We start from the raw sequence: 17,343 nt of genomic DNA, 5'->3' as shown, positions 1-17,343 counted from the left end.
TCGGTGCGGTGCTCCGGTCACCCAGTCCCTACCGGACCATACCCCAGCGCCGCGTGGTCGCGCGCTCGACCGTCGCGAACACGATCGTCTCGACCGCGAGGCCGATCGCGATGACCAGGAGCAGGCCCGCGAAGACCCGATCCGTATACAGCTCGTTGCGGTTCTGGAAGATGTACCAGCCGAGGCCGCCCCGCCCGGACGCCGCGCCGAAGACGAGTTCCGCCGCGATCAGGGTGCGCCACGCGAAGGCCCAGCCGATCTTCAACCCGGACAGGATCGCCGGCAGGGCGGCGGGGATCAGGATCTGCCAGACGTAGGCGAGGCCGGTGAGCCCGTAATTGCGGCCCGCGAGCCGCAGGGTCTCGGGCACGCCCTGGAAGCCCGCGAAGGTGTTGAGCGCGAGCGGCCACAGCACCGCGTGGATCAGGACGAAGATCAGGCTGCCGTTGCCCAGGCCGAACCAGAGCAGGGCCAGCGGCAGCAGCGCGATGGCAGGCAGCGGGTTGAACATCGCGGTGAGCGTCGTGAGCAGGTCGCGGCCCGCCCGCGTCGAGACCGCGAGCGTCGTCAGCAGGAAGGCGAGCCCGACCCCCGCCGCGTAGCCCTGGGCGAGCACGCCGAGCGAGATCCGCGCGCGCGCGACGAGTTCGCCGCTCGCCAGCCCCTCGGCGAGGGCCGAGAGGGTGGCGAGGCAGCCCGGCAGCAGCAGGTCGTTGTCCTGCCAGCGGGCGAGGCCCTCCCAGGCGAGGGCGAGGGCGAGCAGGATCAGGCCCCGGCGCAGGGCGCCGGTCTGCCCGATCCGGGCGGCGAGCGGCAGGTCCCGCGACACCGGCGCCTCGACGAAGGGCGGCAGCGCCCGCTCGTATTCCGGGCGGATCGGGGGGAGGAGCGGCGCGTTCATCGGGGGGCGGGTGCTCCTGCGGCGGGCGATGAGTCGAACAGCCGCTGGTGCAGGCGCTGCACGGCGGGCCTGGAAGGCGGCGCTGCCGACGCTCGCGAGGTCGAAGGCGTGGCTGTTGAACTCGCCCCGCACCCGGCCCGGATGCGGCGACAGCACGGCCACGCGGTTGCCGACCACCAGCGCCTCCTCGATCGAGTGGGTGACGAACAGGAGGGTGAAGCGGACCTCGTCCCAGAGCGCCAGCAGCTCCTCCTGCATGCGGCGGCGGGTCAGCGCGTCGAGGGCCGCGAAGGGCTCGTCCATCAGCAGCACCTTCGGCTCCATGGCGAGCGCCCGGGCGATGGCGACGCGCTGCTTCATCCCGCCCGAGAGCTGGTGGGGGTAGCTGCCGGCGAAGCGCGACAGGCCGACCTTGTCGATGACGTGGCGCGCCCGCGCCTCCGCCTCGCGCCGGCCGAGGGTGCGGGAGGCCCGCAGCGGGAAGGCGACGTTCTGCAGCACCGTTTTCCAGGGCGGCAGCTGGTCGAACTCCTGGAACACCACGATCCGGTCCGGCCCCGGGCCGCGCACCGGCCGCCCGTCGAGGACGATCTCGCCCTCGACCGGCGTCTGGAAGCCCGCCACGGCCTTGAGCAGGGTGGACTTGCCGCAGCCCGAGGGGCCGAGGAGCACGAAGCGGTCGGCCCGGTGGATGTCGAGGTCGATGCGGTGCGTCGCCCGGACCACCCGCTCGGGCGTGCGGTATTCCAGGGAGACGCCCGCGATCCGCAGGAGCGGCGCCGGCAGGGCGGCGGGCGCCTCGCCGCTTTGGGGCTCCGGGAGCGCGGCTTCCGGCGGGGCGGTGCGGTCGGCCACGAGCGTCATGCGCGTCCCCCGCTCAGCTGCCCGCGGCCACGCGCGGATCGGCGAAGAAGTAATCCGCGAGCGCCTTCGGCTCGTTGCGGATCGCGCCCACGCGGTGCATGAACCGGCCGAGGCCGAGCGTGTTCTGCGGCGCGATCTTGAAGGTCACGTCCGGGTTCCTGATCACCTTGAGCAGGAGATCGCGGCTGATCCGGCTGCCGTTGGCCTTCAGGTAGATCTCGGCGGCCTGGTCCGGGTTGGCGGCCACGAAGGTCGCCGCCTCGTCGAGGGCGTCGAGGAAGGCCCGGTAGGTCCTGGGGCTGTCGCGGTAGAACGTCTCCGTCGCGTACAGCACCGTCGAGGAGGCGGGGCCGCCCTGGACCTCGTAGGAATTGAGGATCACCCGGGCGTCCGGGGCCTCGGCCAGTTCCTGCTCCTGGAAGGGCGGGTTGCCGAAATGGGCGCTGATCTCGGTGCCGCCCTTGATGATCGCCGCCGCCGCCTCGGGATGCGGGACCGCGACGCTGATCCGGTCGAGCCGGGCGAAATCCGCCTCGCCCCATTGCTTGGCGGCGGCCCATTGCAGGATCCGCGCCTGCACCGACACGCCGACCGCGGGCAGCGCGATCCGGTCCGCCTCGGTCAGGTCGGCGATCGACCGCACCTGCGGCCGGTTGCTGACGAGCAGGTAGGGGAAGTTGCCGAGCGAGGCGACGCCCTTGACGTTCTGCCGGCCCCGGGTGCGGTCCCACAGGGTGAAGAGCGGGCCGACCCCGGCCCCGGCGATGTCGATGCTGCCGGACAGCAGCGCGTCGTTGACCGCCGCGCCGCCCGAGAGCTGCACCGGCTCGACCGCGATGTCGAGCCCGGCGGCCCGGCCGTGCTTCTCGATCAGCCGCTGCTCCAGGGCCACGTCGAGGAGCAGGTAGACGACGCCGAACTGCTTGGCGATGCGCAGCCGGCCCTCGGCCGCGGCGGCGGGGCCGGGCGCGGCCGCACCGGCCAGGAGGGCGCCGCCGAGCAGGGCGGCCGCCCGCCGCCGCGAGAGCAGGGTGCGTCTGATCATCGTCACGTCTCCGGAGAGCGCCCGGCGGCCGCTCGGTGACGCGGACTCTGGCTCCCCGGTCCCTCAAGGTCAACGAGAACGTTCTTTTTAAAGAACACGATCGGTGAGATGAATGCTCTCTCTCCGGCAATTTGGAGAGAATTTTCCGGCCGCATGCCGACGACGTCATCATCTCATCGCCCGGATGATCGATGCGTGGTGGTTTTCCTTCCTGGCACGCGTGCGTTTTAAAAAACGCTTCCCTTGACCCTGCCGCGAGGCCCCCGCCATGCTGATCCGGCGCCTCGCCGGGGCGCGCGGGCACTGGGTGCGCGCCGGCACGTCCGAGCGCGTCGCGGACGCGATCCAGACCTGGTCCGAATCCGGCGCGGCGGACGGGTTCAACATCATGCCGCCCTGGCTCACCGGCGGCTTCGAGGTCTTCGCCGCCGAGGTGGTGCCGATCCTGCGCCGGCGCGGCCTCTTCCGCGAGGAGTACGCGGGGGCGACCCTGCGCGACCATTACGGGCTGCCGCGGCCCGAGAGCGGCTACGCCCTCGCCCGGCGCCGCAGCGCCTGAGGGCGGGCCCCGCGGGCTTGTCCCGGGCGGCGAACGGGTTCAGGTCGGGGCCGCGTCGGCGACGCGCCCGGACCTGCCGGCGCGGCCGCGGGAAGGACCGGACATGACCCTTGCGATCACCGAGGCGACGCGCGCGCGGCTCGACCGGGAGTACAATGCCCGCGCCAGCGTCCCGAGCTTCGAGGCCGAGTACGCCCGCTACGTCGCGGCCAGCGAGGAGGCGGTCTCCACCCTGGAGCGGATCCCCGACCTGACCTACGACCCGGTCTCCGGGGAGCGGCTCGACCTCTACCCGGCCGGGCCCGGCACGCCGGTCTTCCTGTGGATCCACGGCGGCTACTGGCGCGCCCTGTCGAAGGACGACAACGCCTTCGCGGCCTCGGGCCTCGTCCCGCGCGGCGTCTCGGTGGCGGTGCTGAACTACGCGCTGGCACCCGCGGTCAGCCTCGACGAGATCGTGCGCCAGACCCGCGCCGCCGTCGCGTGGCTGCACGGCCAGGCCGCCCGGTTCGGCCTCGACGGCCGGCGCATCCATGTCGGGGGCTCCTCGGCCGGGGGGCATCTCGGCGGCATGCTGCTGGCGGAGGGCTGGCAGGACCGGTTCGGGCTGCCGCCGGACGTCGTCGCCTCGGCCCTGCTGCTCTCCGGCCTGATGGACCTGGAGCCGCTGCGCCACACCCACATCAATGCCTGGATGGGGCTCGACGCCGCCTCCGCCCGGCGCAACAGCCCCCTGCACCTGATCCCGCGCCGCACCCGGGCGCTGCTCCTGCCCGCCGTGGGCGGCCTGGAGAGCGACGCCTTCAAGGAGCAGACCGCCGCCTATGCCGGGGCGTGGCGCGCGGCGGGCCACCGCCTGCGCGAGGTCGCGATGCCGGGCTACCACCATTTCGACATCGCGCTCAGCCTGCGCGAGCCCGACGGCAGCCTGGTCCGGGCCTTCGTGGAGGCGCTCTGAGCGGCGGGCCGCGGCGCGCCCGGCCCGCCGCTCAGGCGGGCGGGTGCCGCTCCGGCCGCTCCGGCCGCACCAGCCAGGTGACCGAGGCGTAGGCCCCGAGCCAGGAGCCGAGGGCCGCGAACGCCACGTAGACCGGGTTCTCCGTGTAGCTGATGACCGCGAAGGCCGAGAGCAGGTACCAGGCCGCACTCCAATTGGCCGCCTGGACGCGCCGCCTCGCCACCACGGCCGCGTTGAAGAACACGTAGGCCGCGTCCGTGACGGCGGTCGCCGCGACGACGCCGAGGGCGATCACAGGGTCGATCATGAGCTGGTCCGGTCCGTGGCGCGCGATGCCGTGCCGATGATAGCGATTCGCCGTCCCGCCGGAGGGGCGCGCGGTCGGGATCTCCCGGACGCCCGGACCCGGCCATCGCACCGGCCGAAGCGGTAGCTCGGGGGCAAAATGCTCCCGAACGAGGCTACCTGCACAATTTTCTACCAAGCCGGCTTGGAGGCGGGGGGAAAGGCCGCTAGGCTCCGCTCACCTGGACAAAAGAAAGGCCGCCCTCGCGAGCGGCCCGAAGTCTAGGGAGGAAACGCCCAAGGAGGGCAGCACGGCCGCGACGCCATCGCGGCCGTGCGAGTCTTGGTATGCCACGTTGCGGCGCACAAAATCAATCAGACGTTGGTGTAGGTCAGCCATGCATGGGCAGCGTGGCTGTTCCCGCGCGCCGTGCCCGCGCGGGACCGGGCGCCCGGCGGGCGCGGCCCGTGTTGCAACTGCCGATTGATGAGATTCGCGATCGATGCGAACGGGCATGGTCCGGGCTCCGCTTGATCGCAGCGGATCCCGGCTCACGCGCCTGCGCGGCGCCTGAGCGACGCCGACATCCGCATGGCCGAAATGGGAGATGGCGAAGCCATCAACCGGATGGCGGATGAGACGTGACCGTCGGCATCAGCACGTGGCGAACGCGATGGTGAGCGCGGCTTTGGCGGTCAGGCCCGGGCTCTGCAGCAGGTTGAGGTATTGCGTGTAGCGCCTGTCGAGCGCGTTCTGGACGATGACGTCGGCCCGGACGCGATCGTCGAAGCGGTAGCAGGCGAAGAGGTCGACGACGCCGCAGCCCTTCGTCGCCAGGATGGTCGCGCCGGCCGGCACGGCCCGGCGCGCCTCCACGACGGTGAGGCGGCCCCCGAGCGTGAGGCGCTCGCCGAGGAAGCGCAGTCCCAGGGTCGCGCTGATCCGGTCCGGCGGCACCGTCAGGAGCGTCTCGCGGGTCGCCGCGTCGCGCCCGTCGGTGTGGGTCGCCGCGAGCGAGACGAAGCCCCCGCCCCAATCGTAGGCGCCCTCCAGCTCGACGCCGGAGAGGTCCGCGCGGGCGACGTTGCGGTACTGCAGCGACCGAACCGGGATCACGCACGGAAACCGCCCCGCGCCGCGCGCGCAGGCCGAGGCCGGCAGGCCGGGAAGCGCCGGCACGAGATAGGTCGGGCCAACCGGCCCGACGGCGATGAAATCGGCGATGCCGGTCGAGAACACGCTGAGCTTGGCCCTGAACGTGTCGCCGGGCCGAAGCAGATCGCCGGAGGCGAGGTTGACGCCGCCCTCGATGGTGCGCGCCACCTCCGGCCGGAGCGCCGGATTGGGCAGGAGGGTGAAGGCCGGGAAGGGGTGGATGCCCTGCACCAGGGCCTCGGTGATCGAGGGGGCGCGATAGCCCTCCGCGTAGGTCCCGAAGACCGTGATTCCGGTGAGGGGCGTGACGCCGACGGTGATCCTCGGAGAGAGGCGCTCACCGCGGGCGTGCACGGCGCCGCCGGACAATGCGTAGCGGTCGTAGCGGAGCGCCCCGACCACGCGCAGCCACGAGGAATAGCCCACCTCATCCTGGACGAACGCTCCCGCGAGCCTGCGGGTGCCGGACGGGGTGAAGGCGGCCCCGAAGCTGCCCGCCCGGTCGTCCGTCTCGACGCGGTCGAGCACGGAATCCCCTCCGAGCGTCAGCCGGTGGCTCAGCGCCCAGGTGTCGAATCGGGCCGAGTTGTGGATGTCGAGGCCCGAGGTCGCGATGTCGTAGTCGATGCGATTGCCCGGACGCGCGCCGAGACCGCCGTAGAGGCCGCTCGGCGCGTCGGAGAGGAAGGTCAGGAGGTCGTGCGTCGAGGTCCGGTAGACCTTGGCGTCGAGGTCGATCAGCGGCACGTCAGGTCGGGCGAACCGGTAGCCGAGGGTGTAGGTGTCGGCCTGCACCCTGTTGGCGAAGCGGGCCCCCGCCTGGCCGGTGCCGGCATTGGCGAAGTCGAAATCCTGGATCAGGGCGGTGCCGCTGATCTCGTGGCCCTCGGCGGGCCGCAGATTGGCCTTGAGGAGGCCCGCGGTCAGCGCGCTGCCGGTGTCGCGCACCAGGGTGCCGGAACCGTCGCGGTAGGGATCGGCGTGGCGCGAGACGAACTGGCCGAACAGGTCCGCGGCCGGGCCGATGCGGGCGCCGAGCGCCGTCGTGCTCACGAATCGCTGCCCGTTGCCGCCGAACCCCCATCTCTGCACCGCGCCCATCGTCTCGTCAGGCGTCAGGATGTCGTCGATCGCGCGCGTGCGGAACGCGACCACGCCGCCGATCGCGCCGGAGCCGTAGAGGGTGGAGGCGGGCCCGCGCGTGACGTCGACCCCGCCGACGAGTTCCGGATCGAGGTAGAACACGCCGTTGGCGCTGTGCCCGGAGGTCTGGAAATCCTGGCGGGCGCCGTCCACCAGCACGTTGACCCGCCCGAAATCCTGCAGCCCGCGGATGTTGACCGCCTGGGCCGGATCGTTCTGGTTCTCCTGCGTCGTCACGCCGGGCACGTCGCGCAGCAGGTCGGACAGGCGGCTCGGCTGGATCCGGTCGATCTGCGCGCGGGTGACCACGCTCGTCCCCGACAGGGCGGCGATGGCCGGCGCCTCGGTCCTCGTGGAGGTCACCGAGATCGTGTCGAGGGCGATCGGGGCATCGGTCCGGGCCGCCGGGGCGGGCGCCGCCGCATCCCGCGCCTGAGCGGACGCGACGGCGAGGAGGGAGAGGCCGGCCGCGAGACCGGAACGGCGGGACGGAAGGCAGCGGACGATCATCTCGGGTTCCGCGAAGCATGACGCAGAGGCATGGGGCCGGCCCGCTGCGGGAAGGCGCGCCGGCAGGCCGGCGCCGACATGCGGACTCCTGTGCCCTAAAGTCAATCGGTGTCCGCGTGCATCGACTTGATGCAATTCGAAACATCTTCTGAGCAAGACTGGAATCTTTCCAGGATAAAAATCGGCATCGTCGCGCCGTTGCGCTAGTGCAAGGCGTGATGCCGCCGCGTCCGCATCCGCGTGGCCGGCTCATCCCCTGGGGTGCCGTCGGTGCCCGACCCGTCCTCCTCGTCCCGCCGGGCCCTTGCCGCGTTCCGGCAGCGAGACATCGTCGAGAAGATTCGCAGTTGAGAATGGATCTACTTCAAAAATAGGATGGCGATCTTGCCTGTTCCGGCGAGATCTTTCCTCGCCGGGCAAGTTGAGCTAGGCCGCGCGTGCGGCCGATGCGGCGCCGCGGATCGGACGGAGCTCCTCGACAATCATCGCCATGAACCGGTTCCAGGTGCCGAAGGATCGGGCGGAGGCCTTCGAGCAGGTGTGGCCGACGCGGGAGAGCAGGCTCCGCGAGCGTCCGGGCTTCGTCGCCCTCCACATGCTGCGCGGCCCCGTGCGCGAGGACCACATCCTCTCCGCGTCCCACACCGCCTCGGCGTCGCGCGCCGCGTTCGAGGATTGGACGCGCTCCGAGCCGTTCCGCCTCGCCCATGCCCGGGAGGCCGGGGCGCAGCCGCTGACCCTCTTCCATCCCGAATTCGAGGGCGTCGAGGTCGTCCGGACCCTCGCCGATCCGGCCGCCCGCGGCCCGGCCGCGTGACGGCCCGGCGCGGCGGGGACGACGGCGCCCGGGCGGTCGCAGGCGCGCCGCCGGCGGGGGAGGGGAGTGCGCCCGCCCGGAGCCGGGCGCCGCCGCCCGGCCCGCCGCGGCCGACGCTCAGGCGCCGAGGAGGCCGCCGAAGGGGTGGAAGGCGACGGGCTCGCCCGGGGCGCCCGAAGCGAGGCTGGCCGGCACCTCGACGAAGCCGTCGGCCTCCACGAGCGGCGCGAGGCGGGCCGAGGTACTCCCGAGCAGGGCGAGCGCCGGACCCTGCGGGCCGGGCACGAGGCGCGCCGGCATGAACTCGGTGCGGCCCGGCTTGCGCCGGAACGCGTGCGCGAGCGGCAGCGGGAGGCCCTGCGGCCTCGCGAAGTCGCGGCCCTCGAGCCGCGCCAGCATCGCGCGTCCGAGGAGCGAGAAGGACACCAGGGCCGAGACCGGGTTGCCGGGCAGGCCGAGACAGGCCGCCGCGCCGATCCGGCCGACCACGGCGGGCTTGCCCGGTTTCAGGTCGAGCGCCAGCGTCTCCCCCGTCCCGCCGGCCAGCCGGAGCGACCCCGCCGCGTGGTCCTCCTCGCCGACGGAGGCCCCGCCCGTCGTCACGACGAGGTCGGCCCGCGCCGCCAGGTCGCGCAGCGCCCGCGCCAGCGCGGCGGGCTCGTCCCGCACCCGGCCCCCGTCCACGACCTCCAGGCCCATGCCGCCGAGGAGCGCGATCAGCATCGGCCGGTTCGTGTCGAAGGTGCCGCTGTCCTCGCGCCCGTCCTCGCCGGGCCCGCGCAGCTCGTTGCCGGTCGAGAGCACCGCGACGCGGAGCCGGCGCCGCACGCGCACCGTCCCGATGCCCTGCGCCGCCAGGAGCGCGATGCGGCGCGGGTCGAGCCGGGTTCCCGCCGCCGCGAGCCCGTCGCCGGGCATCACGTCCTCGCCCCGGCGGCGCACGTGATCGCCGGGCGCCACGGTCCCGCCGAGCCGGAGGGCGTCCCCCGAGACCGTCGCATGCTCCTGCATCACGACGGCGTCGGCTCCGGGCGGGAGGGGGGCGCCCGTGAAGATGCGCGCGGCGATCCCGGGCGCGAGCGCCTCGCCGGCCTCGCCCGCGGCGATGCGTCCGCGCACCCGCAGGACCGTGCCGGCCGCGAGGCCCTGGCCGGCCGCCACCGCGTAGCCGTCCATGGCCGAGCGGTCGGAGGGCGGGCAGGCGCGGGCGGCCCGGACGGGCTCGGCCAGGACCCGGCCCGAGGCCAGCGCCAGCGCCACGGTCTCGGCCTCGGTCACCGGGCGGCAGGCGGCGGCGGCCCGCGCGCAGGCTTCCTCCAGCGGCAGCAGCGCCGCCGGCGCGGCTGCGCCGTCCGCGCCCGCGCGGGGCCGCGCGGCCTCGGCGCGCGCCGCCGGGCGGGCGGGCCGGGCGCCCGCCGGCGCGACGCGGCCGGCGCGCTCGTCCGCGGGGCCCCGGTACGGGGCGGGTTCGGCGCGGGCTGGTTCGATCATCGTGCGGTCTCCTCGTCGCGCAGGATCCATGGCCGGGACGCGGGGGCTCGACGCCGCGTCCGCGGGGGGCGTCGCGCCCGGTCAGCCGAGGGCCCGGAAGGAGGCCAGCGGGTCGGGCCCGATCAGCAGGGCGTGCCCCTGCGCCAGGAACCACGCATAGGCCGCGAGGGCCGCGGCGGCCGCGGGCAGCAGCGGGCGGACCGGTCCGAGGCGCGCGCGGCCGGCCAGGATGGCCGCGAAGGGGACGACCGAGGTGCCCCGGCTCAGCGCCCGCCACCGCTCCGCCCCGAGCCGGCGCCGCGCCTTCGCGTCGAGGAGGGCGAAGCCCGCGAGCGAGAACGCCGCCATCCCGCCGAACAGGACCACCGAGACGAGGTCGCCGTTGGGCGGGATGTGGGCCAGGGCCCAGATCAGGAAGCCCCACATCAGCGGGTGGCGGGTCACCGCCGTCACCGGGCCCGGCTCCGCCCCGGCGCGCAGGGAGACGGAGAGCGGGTTGGCGGCGAAGAGCCCGGCCGCGATGAGGAAGAGCGCGACGGGCATCAGGGCGAGCGGCACGGCCCATTGCCAGCGCGCCGGCTCCCACAGCGCCACCGTCCCGGCGCGCCGCGCGGCGACGATCAGCCACGCGAGCAGGGCGAGCGACAGCGCCGAATAGGCGACGAGGTACGCGCGGCGGCCGAGGCGCGCCACGAGCCGGCCGCGCAGGCGCGGGACGGCCGGGACCGAGTGGGCCACCAGGAAGGTCGCGAGGGCGGCGGCGAATTCCATCACGGCACAGCTCCTCCGCCGGGGGCCGCGGCGGATTCCGGTCGCGCGGCGCGCATCGGCGGCTCCGCTACTCGGCCGCCTCGGCGAAGGCCGTGCCGGCCCGGGGCAGGCCGAGCGCGTCCCAGACCTCCACCAGCGCCGCCGTCAGCCGCGCGATGTCAGCCTCGTCGTGGAACGGCGACGGCGTGATCCGCAGGCGCTCCGTCCCCCGCGGCACCGTCGGGTAGTTGATCGGCTGGATGTAGATCCCGTGCCGCTCCAGCAGCCGGTCCGCCGCCGCCCTGCAGCGCTCCGCATCCCCCACCATCACCGGCACGATGTGCGTCGGCGTCGCCAGAACCGGAAGACCCGCCCCCGCCAGCGCCGCCTTCGTGCGCGCCGCCTGGCGCTGATGCGCCGCCCGCTCCGCCCCCGAGCGCTTCAGGTGACGGATCGAGGCCGTCGCCGCCGCCGCGATCGCCGGCGGCAGCGCCGTGGTGAAGATGAAGCCCGGCGCGTGGCTGCGCACCGCGTCGCACAGCACCGCGCTCCCGGCGATGTAGCCGCCCACCACCCCGAAGCCCTTGGCCAGGGTGCCCTCGATCACGTCGAGCCGGTGCATCACCCCGTCGCGCTCGGCGATCCCCGCCCCGCGCGGCCCGTAGAGCCCGACCGCGTGCACCTCGTCGATGTAGGTCATCGCCCCGTAGCGCGCGGCGAGGTCGCAGATCGCCGCGATCGGGGCGACGTCGCCGTCCATGGAGTAGACGCTCTCGAAGGCGATCAGCTTGGGCCGGGCGCCGGCCTCGGCCAGCAGCGCCTCGAGATGGGCGAGGTCGTTGTGGCGGAACACGCGCTTGTCGCAGCCGGACTGGCGCACGCCCTCGATCATCGAATTGTGGTTGTAGGCGTCGGACAGGATCAGGCAGTCGGGGATCAGCCGGGCCAGGGTGGCGATGCCGGTCTGGTTGGAGACGTAGCCGGAGGTGAAGACCAGGGCGGCCTCCTTGCCGTGGAGGTCGGCGAGTTCGCGCTCGAGGTCGACCAGCGGGGAGGAGGTGCCGGCGATGTTGCGGGTGCCGCCGGCGCCGACGCCGCAGCGGGCGGCGGTCCGGGTGAGGGCCTGGACGACGTCGGGGTGCTGGCCCATGCCGAGGTAGTCGTTGGAGCACCAGACGGTGATGTCGCGGCAGCTGCCGTCGGGCAGGCGCCGGCGGGCGACCGGGAAGCGGCCGGCGACGCGCTCGATGTCGGCGAAGACGCGGTAGCGGCGCTCGTCGTGCAGGCGGTCCACGGCGGAGCGGAAGATGGCCTGGTAGTCCGGGCCGCTCCCGGCACGCGGCGGGCTTGCCGGGCGGGCACTCGTCGCGTGCACGGACGCGTAGGGCATTGCGTTCTCCTCGATGGGGCGGCCGGGCCGCTCGGCCCGAGGGGCGGGCCGGGCGGGGGCGCCGCCACGGCCTCGCCCGAGCCGGGGACCCCGAGAGCGGATCCTGACCGCCGCGCGCCGCGCCCGCGTTGATGTCGATCAATCGGTGCTGCGGTGTCGGTCAATCTCCCCGGCCCGGGGCCGGGGGCCGCCCGGGCCGGACCGCGCCGAATCCCGGCCGGGTCTCTGTCGCTTGCGCCCGCCCGTCCGACAAGGCCGGTGGGGGCTGCCGCATTCCCTCCGCACGGACGCCGCGCGACCGTCCGGACAGGTTCGCTCGGCCCTGCCCACGCGAAGGATCGGCGACGTCATGCACCCGAACGACCCCTACTACGCTCAGCAATGGTACCTGAGAGCGATCGGCAACATCGAAGCGATCTGGGACGATTACGACGGGACCGACATCCATGTCGGCGTGTTCGACGACGGCATCGACTTCACGCATCCCGACCTGAAGGAGCGCGAGGACCGGAGCCGGCCGATCCTGGTCCCCGGGCCGTATGACGGCGTCACCACGTATTCCGGATGGCACGGCACGGAAGTCGCGGGCGTGATCGCCGCCTCTGGCAACAACGGCGAGGGCGGCGTCGGCGTGGCCTACGGCGCCGCCCTGACGCAGATCGACCTCAATCGGTGGGGACCGCCGATCGGCGTGCCCCACGACGTCGACGGCGACATCGCGGCGATGCGGGCCTGCGCCCAGTACGACGTGATCAATTTCAGCGGGCAGCCTTCGCCGCTCTGGCTGAACCCGAACGCGAACCTCAACGATCCGACCAGCGACACGGCGCGGTTCGATCAAGCCTTCGACGTCGTCTCGCGCACCGGCCGCGGCGGCCTCGGAACCCCGATCATCCAATCCGCCGGCAACGACGACGGCATCAACGCGAACGGCAGCGGGGGGAACGCCTCCCGCTACACGGTGACGGTCGCGGCGACCGATTTCTCGAACAGGCGGGCCGAGTTCTCGAACTACGGGTCCTCCGTCCTCGTCACGGCCCCGGGCACCGGCCTGATCACGACCGACATGCCGGGCTCGAAGGGGGATTCTCCTGGCTCCTACATGGCGTTCACCGGGACCTCGGCACCGGCGCCGGTCGTCTCCGGCGTGGTCGCCCTGATGCTCCAGGCCAATCCCGGGCTCGGCTGGCGCGACGTCCAGACCATCCTGGCCGCCTCCGCGACCCATCTGGGCAGCGCGATCGGACAGGCCTGGCCGAACGGCTGGGAGCACGGGGTCTGGCAGATCAACCGCGCCACGACCTGGAACGGTGGCGGCATGCACGTCCACACGGATTTCGGCTACGGGAAGGTCAACGTCTTCGGTGCGGTCCGCATGGCGGAGGCGTGGCACGCCATCGGCGCCCCCGCGCAGACCTCCGCGAACGAGATCACGGTGCGCTCCGGCGAACTCTTCGTCGGCGAGGCGATCCCGGACTCGGGAACCCTCGCCTCCACGTTCGATCTCACGGACGATGTCGTGCTCGACCATGTCGACCTGAAGGCGGCATCGCGGTCGGCGATTATCGGGATCTGCGCATCACGCTGATCTCGCCTGCCGGCACGGCCGTGCAGCTCTACGACGGCAGCGGGCACCCTCCGGACGCCGCTGCGGGGCTCACCTGGACGTTCGGGGTGGATGGGCTCCGCGGCGAGCGCAGCGCCGGCACATGGACGGTTCGCATCAAGAACGAGATGCCCTGGGACCGCGGCACCCTCGGCCGCATCAGCCTGACGGCCTACGGGTCCGCGCCCTCTTCCGACGAGGTCTATCACTACACCGACGAGTTCCTGGACATGGCGGCCCTCGATCCGTCGCGCCGGGTCCTCGACGACCGCGACGGCGGCAGCGACTGGATCGAGGCCGCCTCCATGACCGGCGACGTGGTCCTCGACCTCAATCCGGGGGCGATCTCGCGTGTCCGCAATACCGAACTCATCCGACTCGGCCAGGTCGGGATCGAGAACGCGATCACCGGCGACGGCAACGACCTGATCATCGGAAACGAGGGCGACAACATCGCGTTCGGCGGACGCGGGGCCGACACGCTGACGGGGGCGGGCGGGAACGACGTCCTGCACGGAGATCGGGGCGACGACCTCCTGATCGGCGGCGAGGGGAGCGACACCCTCGACGGGGGCGCGGGGGACGACATGCTCGAGGGTGGCGAGGGGGCCGACACCTTCGTGTTCGGCGCCGGATCGGGGTCGGACCTGATCCTCGGCGTCTCCGCCGCGAGCGGAGACCGCATCCATCTCCTCGACGGGCAGTCCCTCAGCATCGGCGCGGCCGAGAACGGGGATGGGCTGCTGACGCTGTCGGGGGGCGGCCAGGTGCAACTGGTCGGCGTGCCCGCCTTCCTGCTGACGCCGGACATGCTCCTGGTCTGAACGCGCGCCGGCCGGGCCGTCGTTCCGCGGCTCGGCCCGCCCCGCTCGCGCCGAGCCGACGCGCCGTGCTCCGGTCGCCGGTCCGCCTGACCTAGAGTGAGGCATGATCGCGGAATCCGACTCCAAGTCAGCGAATGCTCCGGGATCGCGAATTCTTCAAAAAACCTCGCGCCCGGACTGACGCTTTCGGCGGCCCGAGCGTCACAGAAGGTGAAAGCGGACCGAACCGCAGACGCACAGGGGGTCGCGATGACGATGGCGCAGAGGATGACGGCCGGATCCGAGGCGGACCGGTCGCGCGGGCCAGGGCCGGTCAGGGGCGGTCGCAGCCGCCGCTGGAGGCTGGTCGCCCTCCTTCTGTCCACGGCCTCGGCGGCGAGCGTGCTGCCGCCGCTGGTCTTGCCGGCCTCCGCTCAGGATCTCGTCGACTTCGCCATACCGGCCGGCGATCTCGGCGGCGTCCTGGCCCAGATCGGGCGCGCCGGCGGCCGCACGATCGCCTTCCCGGCAGACGTGACGCAGGGCCGCGCGGCTGGGCCGATCATCGGCCGCATGACCGTCCGCGACGCGGTCGACCGCGCGCTCGCCGGCTCGGGCCTCGTGGCCACGCCGAGCGCGCAGGGCTCGCTGACCATCCGCCGCGGCCAGGGCAGCAGCGCGGTCGTCCCGAGCCGCGACGGGATGATCGCCGCCATCGACGTGGCCGACCTCGCGGGGAGCACCGGGGATCGCGGCTTCCTCTCCGGCTCCACCGTCACCTCCGACCGGCTCAATTTCCCACAGAAGGAGAATCCGCGTTCCGTCGTCGGCGTGACCCGCGAGGTGATCAAGGCGCAGGCCTCCACCTCGATCCTCGAAGCGGCCACCAACGCCAGCAACGTCACCGTCAATTACGGCGCCGGCCAGGGCAGCGGCATCCCGAGCTACACCATCCGCGGCTTCAGCGTGCAGAACGTGATGGTGGGCGGGCGCGTCGGTCCGCGGGGCATGAACCTGCCCGTGCAGGACGTCGAGCGCGTCGACGTGATCAAGGGCCCGACCACCGACCTGACCGGGGTGAGCCTCGAAGGCGGCGGGATCAACATCATCCCCAAGGCGCCGAGTGCCGATCCGATCCGGGAGGCGCAGTTCACCCTCGGCAGCCGATTCTACCGCACGCTCGCCTTCGACCTCGGCGGGCCGGTGGAGGGGGCCGAGGGCCTCACCTACCGGCTGAACCTCTCGGGCAATACGGCCGACACGTCGTTCGGCGGCGACAGATCTCCCCACGAAGGGCTGATCTCCCCGAAGATCCGCTGGGACGACGGCGCCACGATCGTGACCGCCGGGGTTCGTTACTTCGACCAGCTCAGCGGGCTGCCGCCGATGACGATCGGGATTCCCTCCCTCCACTTCCGCCCGCTCCGGGTCGATCGCGAGAAGCCGATCGGCACCCCCGAGGCCGGGGCGTCGTTCCGAGCCTTCAACCTCTATGTGGACGTCGAGCACAGATTCGATGCCATCGATACAGCAAATTTCGGTTCGTTCGACTTCACGTTTCGGAACAGGACCGGATATTTCGCGAATAATTACGTGTCCTCTGGTTATATATTCGTGCCCGGTCGGAGTGCGGCGGCCGTCCCGCTCGGCGGAGGCTTCACCTCGGCGACCGAGCGGCAGTTCGTCACGCAATCCGACCTGATCGCAGTTCACACGTTCCAGGATTACAAGCAGACGGCCAGATTCGGAATTGACTACACGAATGATTATCTTGTCAATTATAACCTCGTGGGATATCCTGCCGGCTTGATCGATCCCAGAAATCCGCCGCTCACGCTGCCTTTGCCGAATCGGCAGGGATCTCTTGGGCGGAATTTCAAGACGCGAGTTCATCTCGGATCGGAAGACATCGGATTGGCATTTCAAGACAAAATTGATCTATTTGATCGTCTTCATATTCTGGGATCGGTCAGGCAGGATTTTTACAGCTCGGACAGAAATTCCGAGGATAATGGCAAGAGCAGCCATAGTCTGACCGATTATGGCGCGCTGACATATAGCGCCGGCGGGGTCTATGATATTACGAAATGGATGAGCATCTATGGCACGATCGGCACCGGATTTATTCCGAACCGGGGCGTTCTTGCCGATGGCAAAACTTCTCCTCCTCAATATAACGACTCGAACGAATATGGTCTGAAGTTTAATCTGCTCAATGACAGCTTCATGATCACGGCTTCGCATTTCGAAATTTCTTACAGTAATACACTTATATATCGACCCGATTTGCGCGCAAGCGTTCTTGGACCGGGCACTACGAGCAAAGGTTTCGAATTGGACTTCCAGGGACAGGTGACGGAGAACCTGAGCCTGATCGGCAGCGTCGGGCGGACCATCATTCAGTACCCCCGCCGTCAGCCGGGCGATGTCTATCCCGGAATCCCATCCTACACCGGCAAGCTCTACGCGGTGTACAGCTTCACCGACGGCCCGCTGAAAGGTCTGCAGATCGGCGGCGGCGCCGAGGGCATCCCGAGCACCTACACGTCCTTTGGCTCGAAGAACGACAACTACAAACTTCCAGGCCACGTCACTCTCGACGCGATGTTATCGTATACGAAAGACAACATGATGATTTCGTTGAACGTGAAGAATCTGCTCAATCAGTATTATTATCAACCGACCCAGACTCCGATGTTCGTCCCGATCGGGGAAGGACGTCGGATCCTGGCGCAGGCCCGGGTCACCTTCTGAGACGCTGTCCGGACGATCACGTCCGGACAGCGTCTGACAAGCCCGCGCGGCGCTTGAGCGAAGCCGACATTCGCATGGCGACGCAATCCGACGGATTTCGGATGATTCGGGCAGGGCGGTTCCGCGCCGTGCGCCCGGCGAGGGTCACCGCGGCAAGTCCCGTCCCGCGCCCGCCCAGAGATTCGAGGCCTCTCATGCCCGTTCCCCACCCGGCGCTGCGACTCGCCTTCGGCGGCGCTCCGCGGCGCCGCGCCATCCGCCACGCAGGCTTCAAGGCGCAGCGCGCCGCCGGCACGATCGACCAAGCCGGG

Annotated in this window: 12 protein-coding genes and 2 pseudogenes; 6 read left to right on the top strand and 8 right to left on the bottom strand. The window is 71.7% G+C overall.

Annotated features, from left to right (window positions below):
- Positions 1–28 precede the first annotated feature (28 nt).
- From M446_RS16465 to M446_RS16455, 3 genes and pseudogenes are all read right to left on the bottom strand, one after another.
- Positions 29–901 (bottom strand): ABC transporter permease, encoded by an 873-nt coding sequence (locus tag M446_RS16465; RefSeq protein WP_018260260.1) that lies wholly within the window; start codon positions 899–901, stop codon positions 29–31.
- Positions 898–1,765: pseudogene (locus tag M446_RS16460) on the bottom strand (ABC transporter ATP-binding protein). The gene M446_RS16465 and the pseudogene M446_RS16460 overlap by 4 nt, the downstream one beginning before the upstream one ends.
- A gap of 13 nt (positions 1,766–1,778) precedes the next feature.
- A complete protein-coding gene (locus tag M446_RS16455; RefSeq protein ID WP_012333234.1) occupies positions 1,779–2,810 on the bottom strand; it encodes an ABC transporter substrate-binding protein in 1,032 nt (343 codons plus the stop codon).
- 253 nt (positions 2,811–3,063) lie between these two features.
- Here M446_RS16455 and M446_RS16450 point away from each other — a divergent pair.
- Positions 3,064–3,369, top strand: a pseudogene (locus M446_RS16450) (LLM class flavin-dependent oxidoreductase); the annotation flags it as partial.
- Between the two features lie 103 nt (positions 3,370–3,472).
- Complete coding sequence (locus tag M446_RS16445; protein WP_012333233.1) at positions 3,473–4,327, top strand: alpha/beta hydrolase; 855 nt, start codon at positions 3,473–3,475, stop codon at positions 4,325–4,327.
- A 31-nt stretch (positions 4,328–4,358) separates the two neighbouring features.
- On the opposite strand, the gene M446_RS16440 is transcribed toward M446_RS16445, so the two are convergent.
- Positions 4,359–4,634 (bottom strand): hypothetical protein, encoded by a 276-nt coding sequence (locus M446_RS16440; protein WP_012333232.1) that lies wholly within the window; start codon positions 4,632–4,634, stop codon positions 4,359–4,361.
- A 633-nt stretch (positions 4,635–5,267) separates the two neighbouring features.
- Entirely contained in the window at positions 5,268–7,421 is a 2,154-nt protein-coding gene (locus M446_RS16435; RefSeq protein ID WP_012333231.1) for a TonB-dependent hemoglobin/transferrin/lactoferrin family receptor, read from the bottom strand.
- 490 nt (positions 7,422–7,911) lie between these two features.
- Between M446_RS16435 and M446_RS16430 the strand changes: the two genes are divergently transcribed.
- Positions 7,912–8,238, top strand: a complete 327-nt coding sequence (locus M446_RS16430; RefSeq protein WP_012333230.1) for an antibiotic biosynthesis monooxygenase family protein — start codon at positions 7,912–7,914, stop codon at positions 8,236–8,238.
- A 117-nt stretch (positions 8,239–8,355) separates the two neighbouring features.
- Here M446_RS16430 and glp read toward each other — a convergent pair whose 3' ends face one another.
- The 3 genes from glp to hemA all read right to left on the bottom strand — a co-directional run bounded on the left by glp (position 8,356) and on the right by hemA (position 11,869).
- Entirely contained in the window at positions 8,356–9,729 is a 1,374-nt protein-coding gene (glp, locus tag M446_RS16425; protein WP_012333229.1) for a gephyrin-like molybdotransferase Glp, read from the bottom strand.
- Between the two features lie 81 nt (positions 9,730–9,810).
- Positions 9,811–10,500 (bottom strand): NnrU family protein, encoded by a 690-nt coding sequence (locus tag M446_RS16420; protein WP_012333228.1) that lies wholly within the window; start codon positions 10,498–10,500, stop codon positions 9,811–9,813.
- A 67-nt stretch (positions 10,501–10,567) separates the two neighbouring features.
- Complete coding sequence (gene hemA, locus M446_RS16415) at positions 10,568–11,869, bottom strand: 5-aminolevulinate synthase (RefSeq protein WP_012333227.1); 1,302 nt, start codon at positions 11,867–11,869, stop codon at positions 10,568–10,570.
- 349 nt (positions 11,870–12,218) lie between these two features.
- Between hemA and M446_RS38995 the strand changes: the two genes are divergently transcribed.
- From M446_RS38995 to M446_RS16400, 3 genes are all read left to right on the top strand, one after another.
- Positions 12,219–13,457, top strand: coding sequence for a S8 family serine peptidase (locus M446_RS38995; protein WP_043701318.1), 1,239 nt, complete (start codon positions 12,219–12,221; stop codon positions 13,455–13,457).
- Positions 13,458–13,477: 20 nt separating this feature from the next.
- A complete protein-coding gene (locus tag M446_RS38175; protein ID WP_050777493.1) occupies positions 13,478–14,299 on the top strand; it encodes a proprotein convertase P-domain-containing protein in 822 nt (273 codons plus the stop codon).
- 249 nt (positions 14,300–14,548) lie between these two features.
- Positions 14,549–17,032, top strand: a complete 2,484-nt coding sequence (locus M446_RS16400; protein WP_012333226.1) for a TonB-dependent siderophore receptor — start codon at positions 14,549–14,551, stop codon at positions 17,030–17,032.
- The last annotated feature ends 311 nt before the right edge of the window (positions 17,033–17,343 follow it).

This window comes from Methylobacterium sp. 4-46 (assembly GCF_000019365.1).
Lineage (GTDB): Bacteria > Pseudomonadota > Alphaproteobacteria > Rhizobiales > Beijerinckiaceae > Methylobacterium.
This window is presented reverse-complemented; position numbering and strand designations above follow the sequence as displayed.

Coding starts and splice junctions, on each gene's coding strand:
- M446_RS16465 (WP_018260260.1), bottom strand. CDS start 901: ATGAACGCGCCGCTCCTCCCCCCGATCCGCCCGGAATACGAGCGGGCG.
- M446_RS16455 (WP_012333234.1), bottom strand. CDS start 2,810: ATGATCAGACGCACCCTGCTCTCGCGGCGGCGGGCGGCCGCCCTGCTC.
- M446_RS16445 (WP_012333233.1), top strand. CDS start 3,473: ATGACCCTTGCGATCACCGAGGCGACGCGCGCGCGGCTCGACCGGGAG.
- M446_RS16440 (WP_012333232.1), bottom strand. CDS start 4,634: ATGATCGACCCTGTGATCGCCCTCGGCGTCGTCGCGGCGACCGCCGTC.
- M446_RS16435 (WP_012333231.1), bottom strand. CDS start 7,421: ATGATCGTCCGCTGCCTTCCGTCCCGCCGTTCCGGTCTCGCGGCCGGC.
- M446_RS16430 (WP_012333230.1), top strand. CDS start 7,912: ATGAACCGGTTCCAGGTGCCGAAGGATCGGGCGGAGGCCTTCGAGCAG.
- glp (WP_012333229.1), bottom strand. CDS start 9,729: ATGATCGAACCAGCCCGCGCCGAACCCGCCCCGTACCGGGGCCCCGCG.
- M446_RS16420 (WP_012333228.1), bottom strand. CDS start 10,500: ATGGAATTCGCCGCCGCCCTCGCGACCTTCCTGGTGGCCCACTCGGTC.
- hemA (WP_012333227.1), bottom strand. CDS start 11,869: ATGCCCTACGCGTCCGTGCACGCGACGAGTGCCCGCCCGGCAAGCCCG.
- M446_RS38995 (WP_043701318.1), top strand. CDS start 12,219: ATGCACCCGAACGACCCCTACTACGCTCAGCAATGGTACCTGAGAGCG.
- M446_RS16400 (WP_012333226.1), top strand. CDS start 14,549: ATGACGATGGCGCAGAGGATGACGGCCGGATCCGAGGCGGACCGGTCG.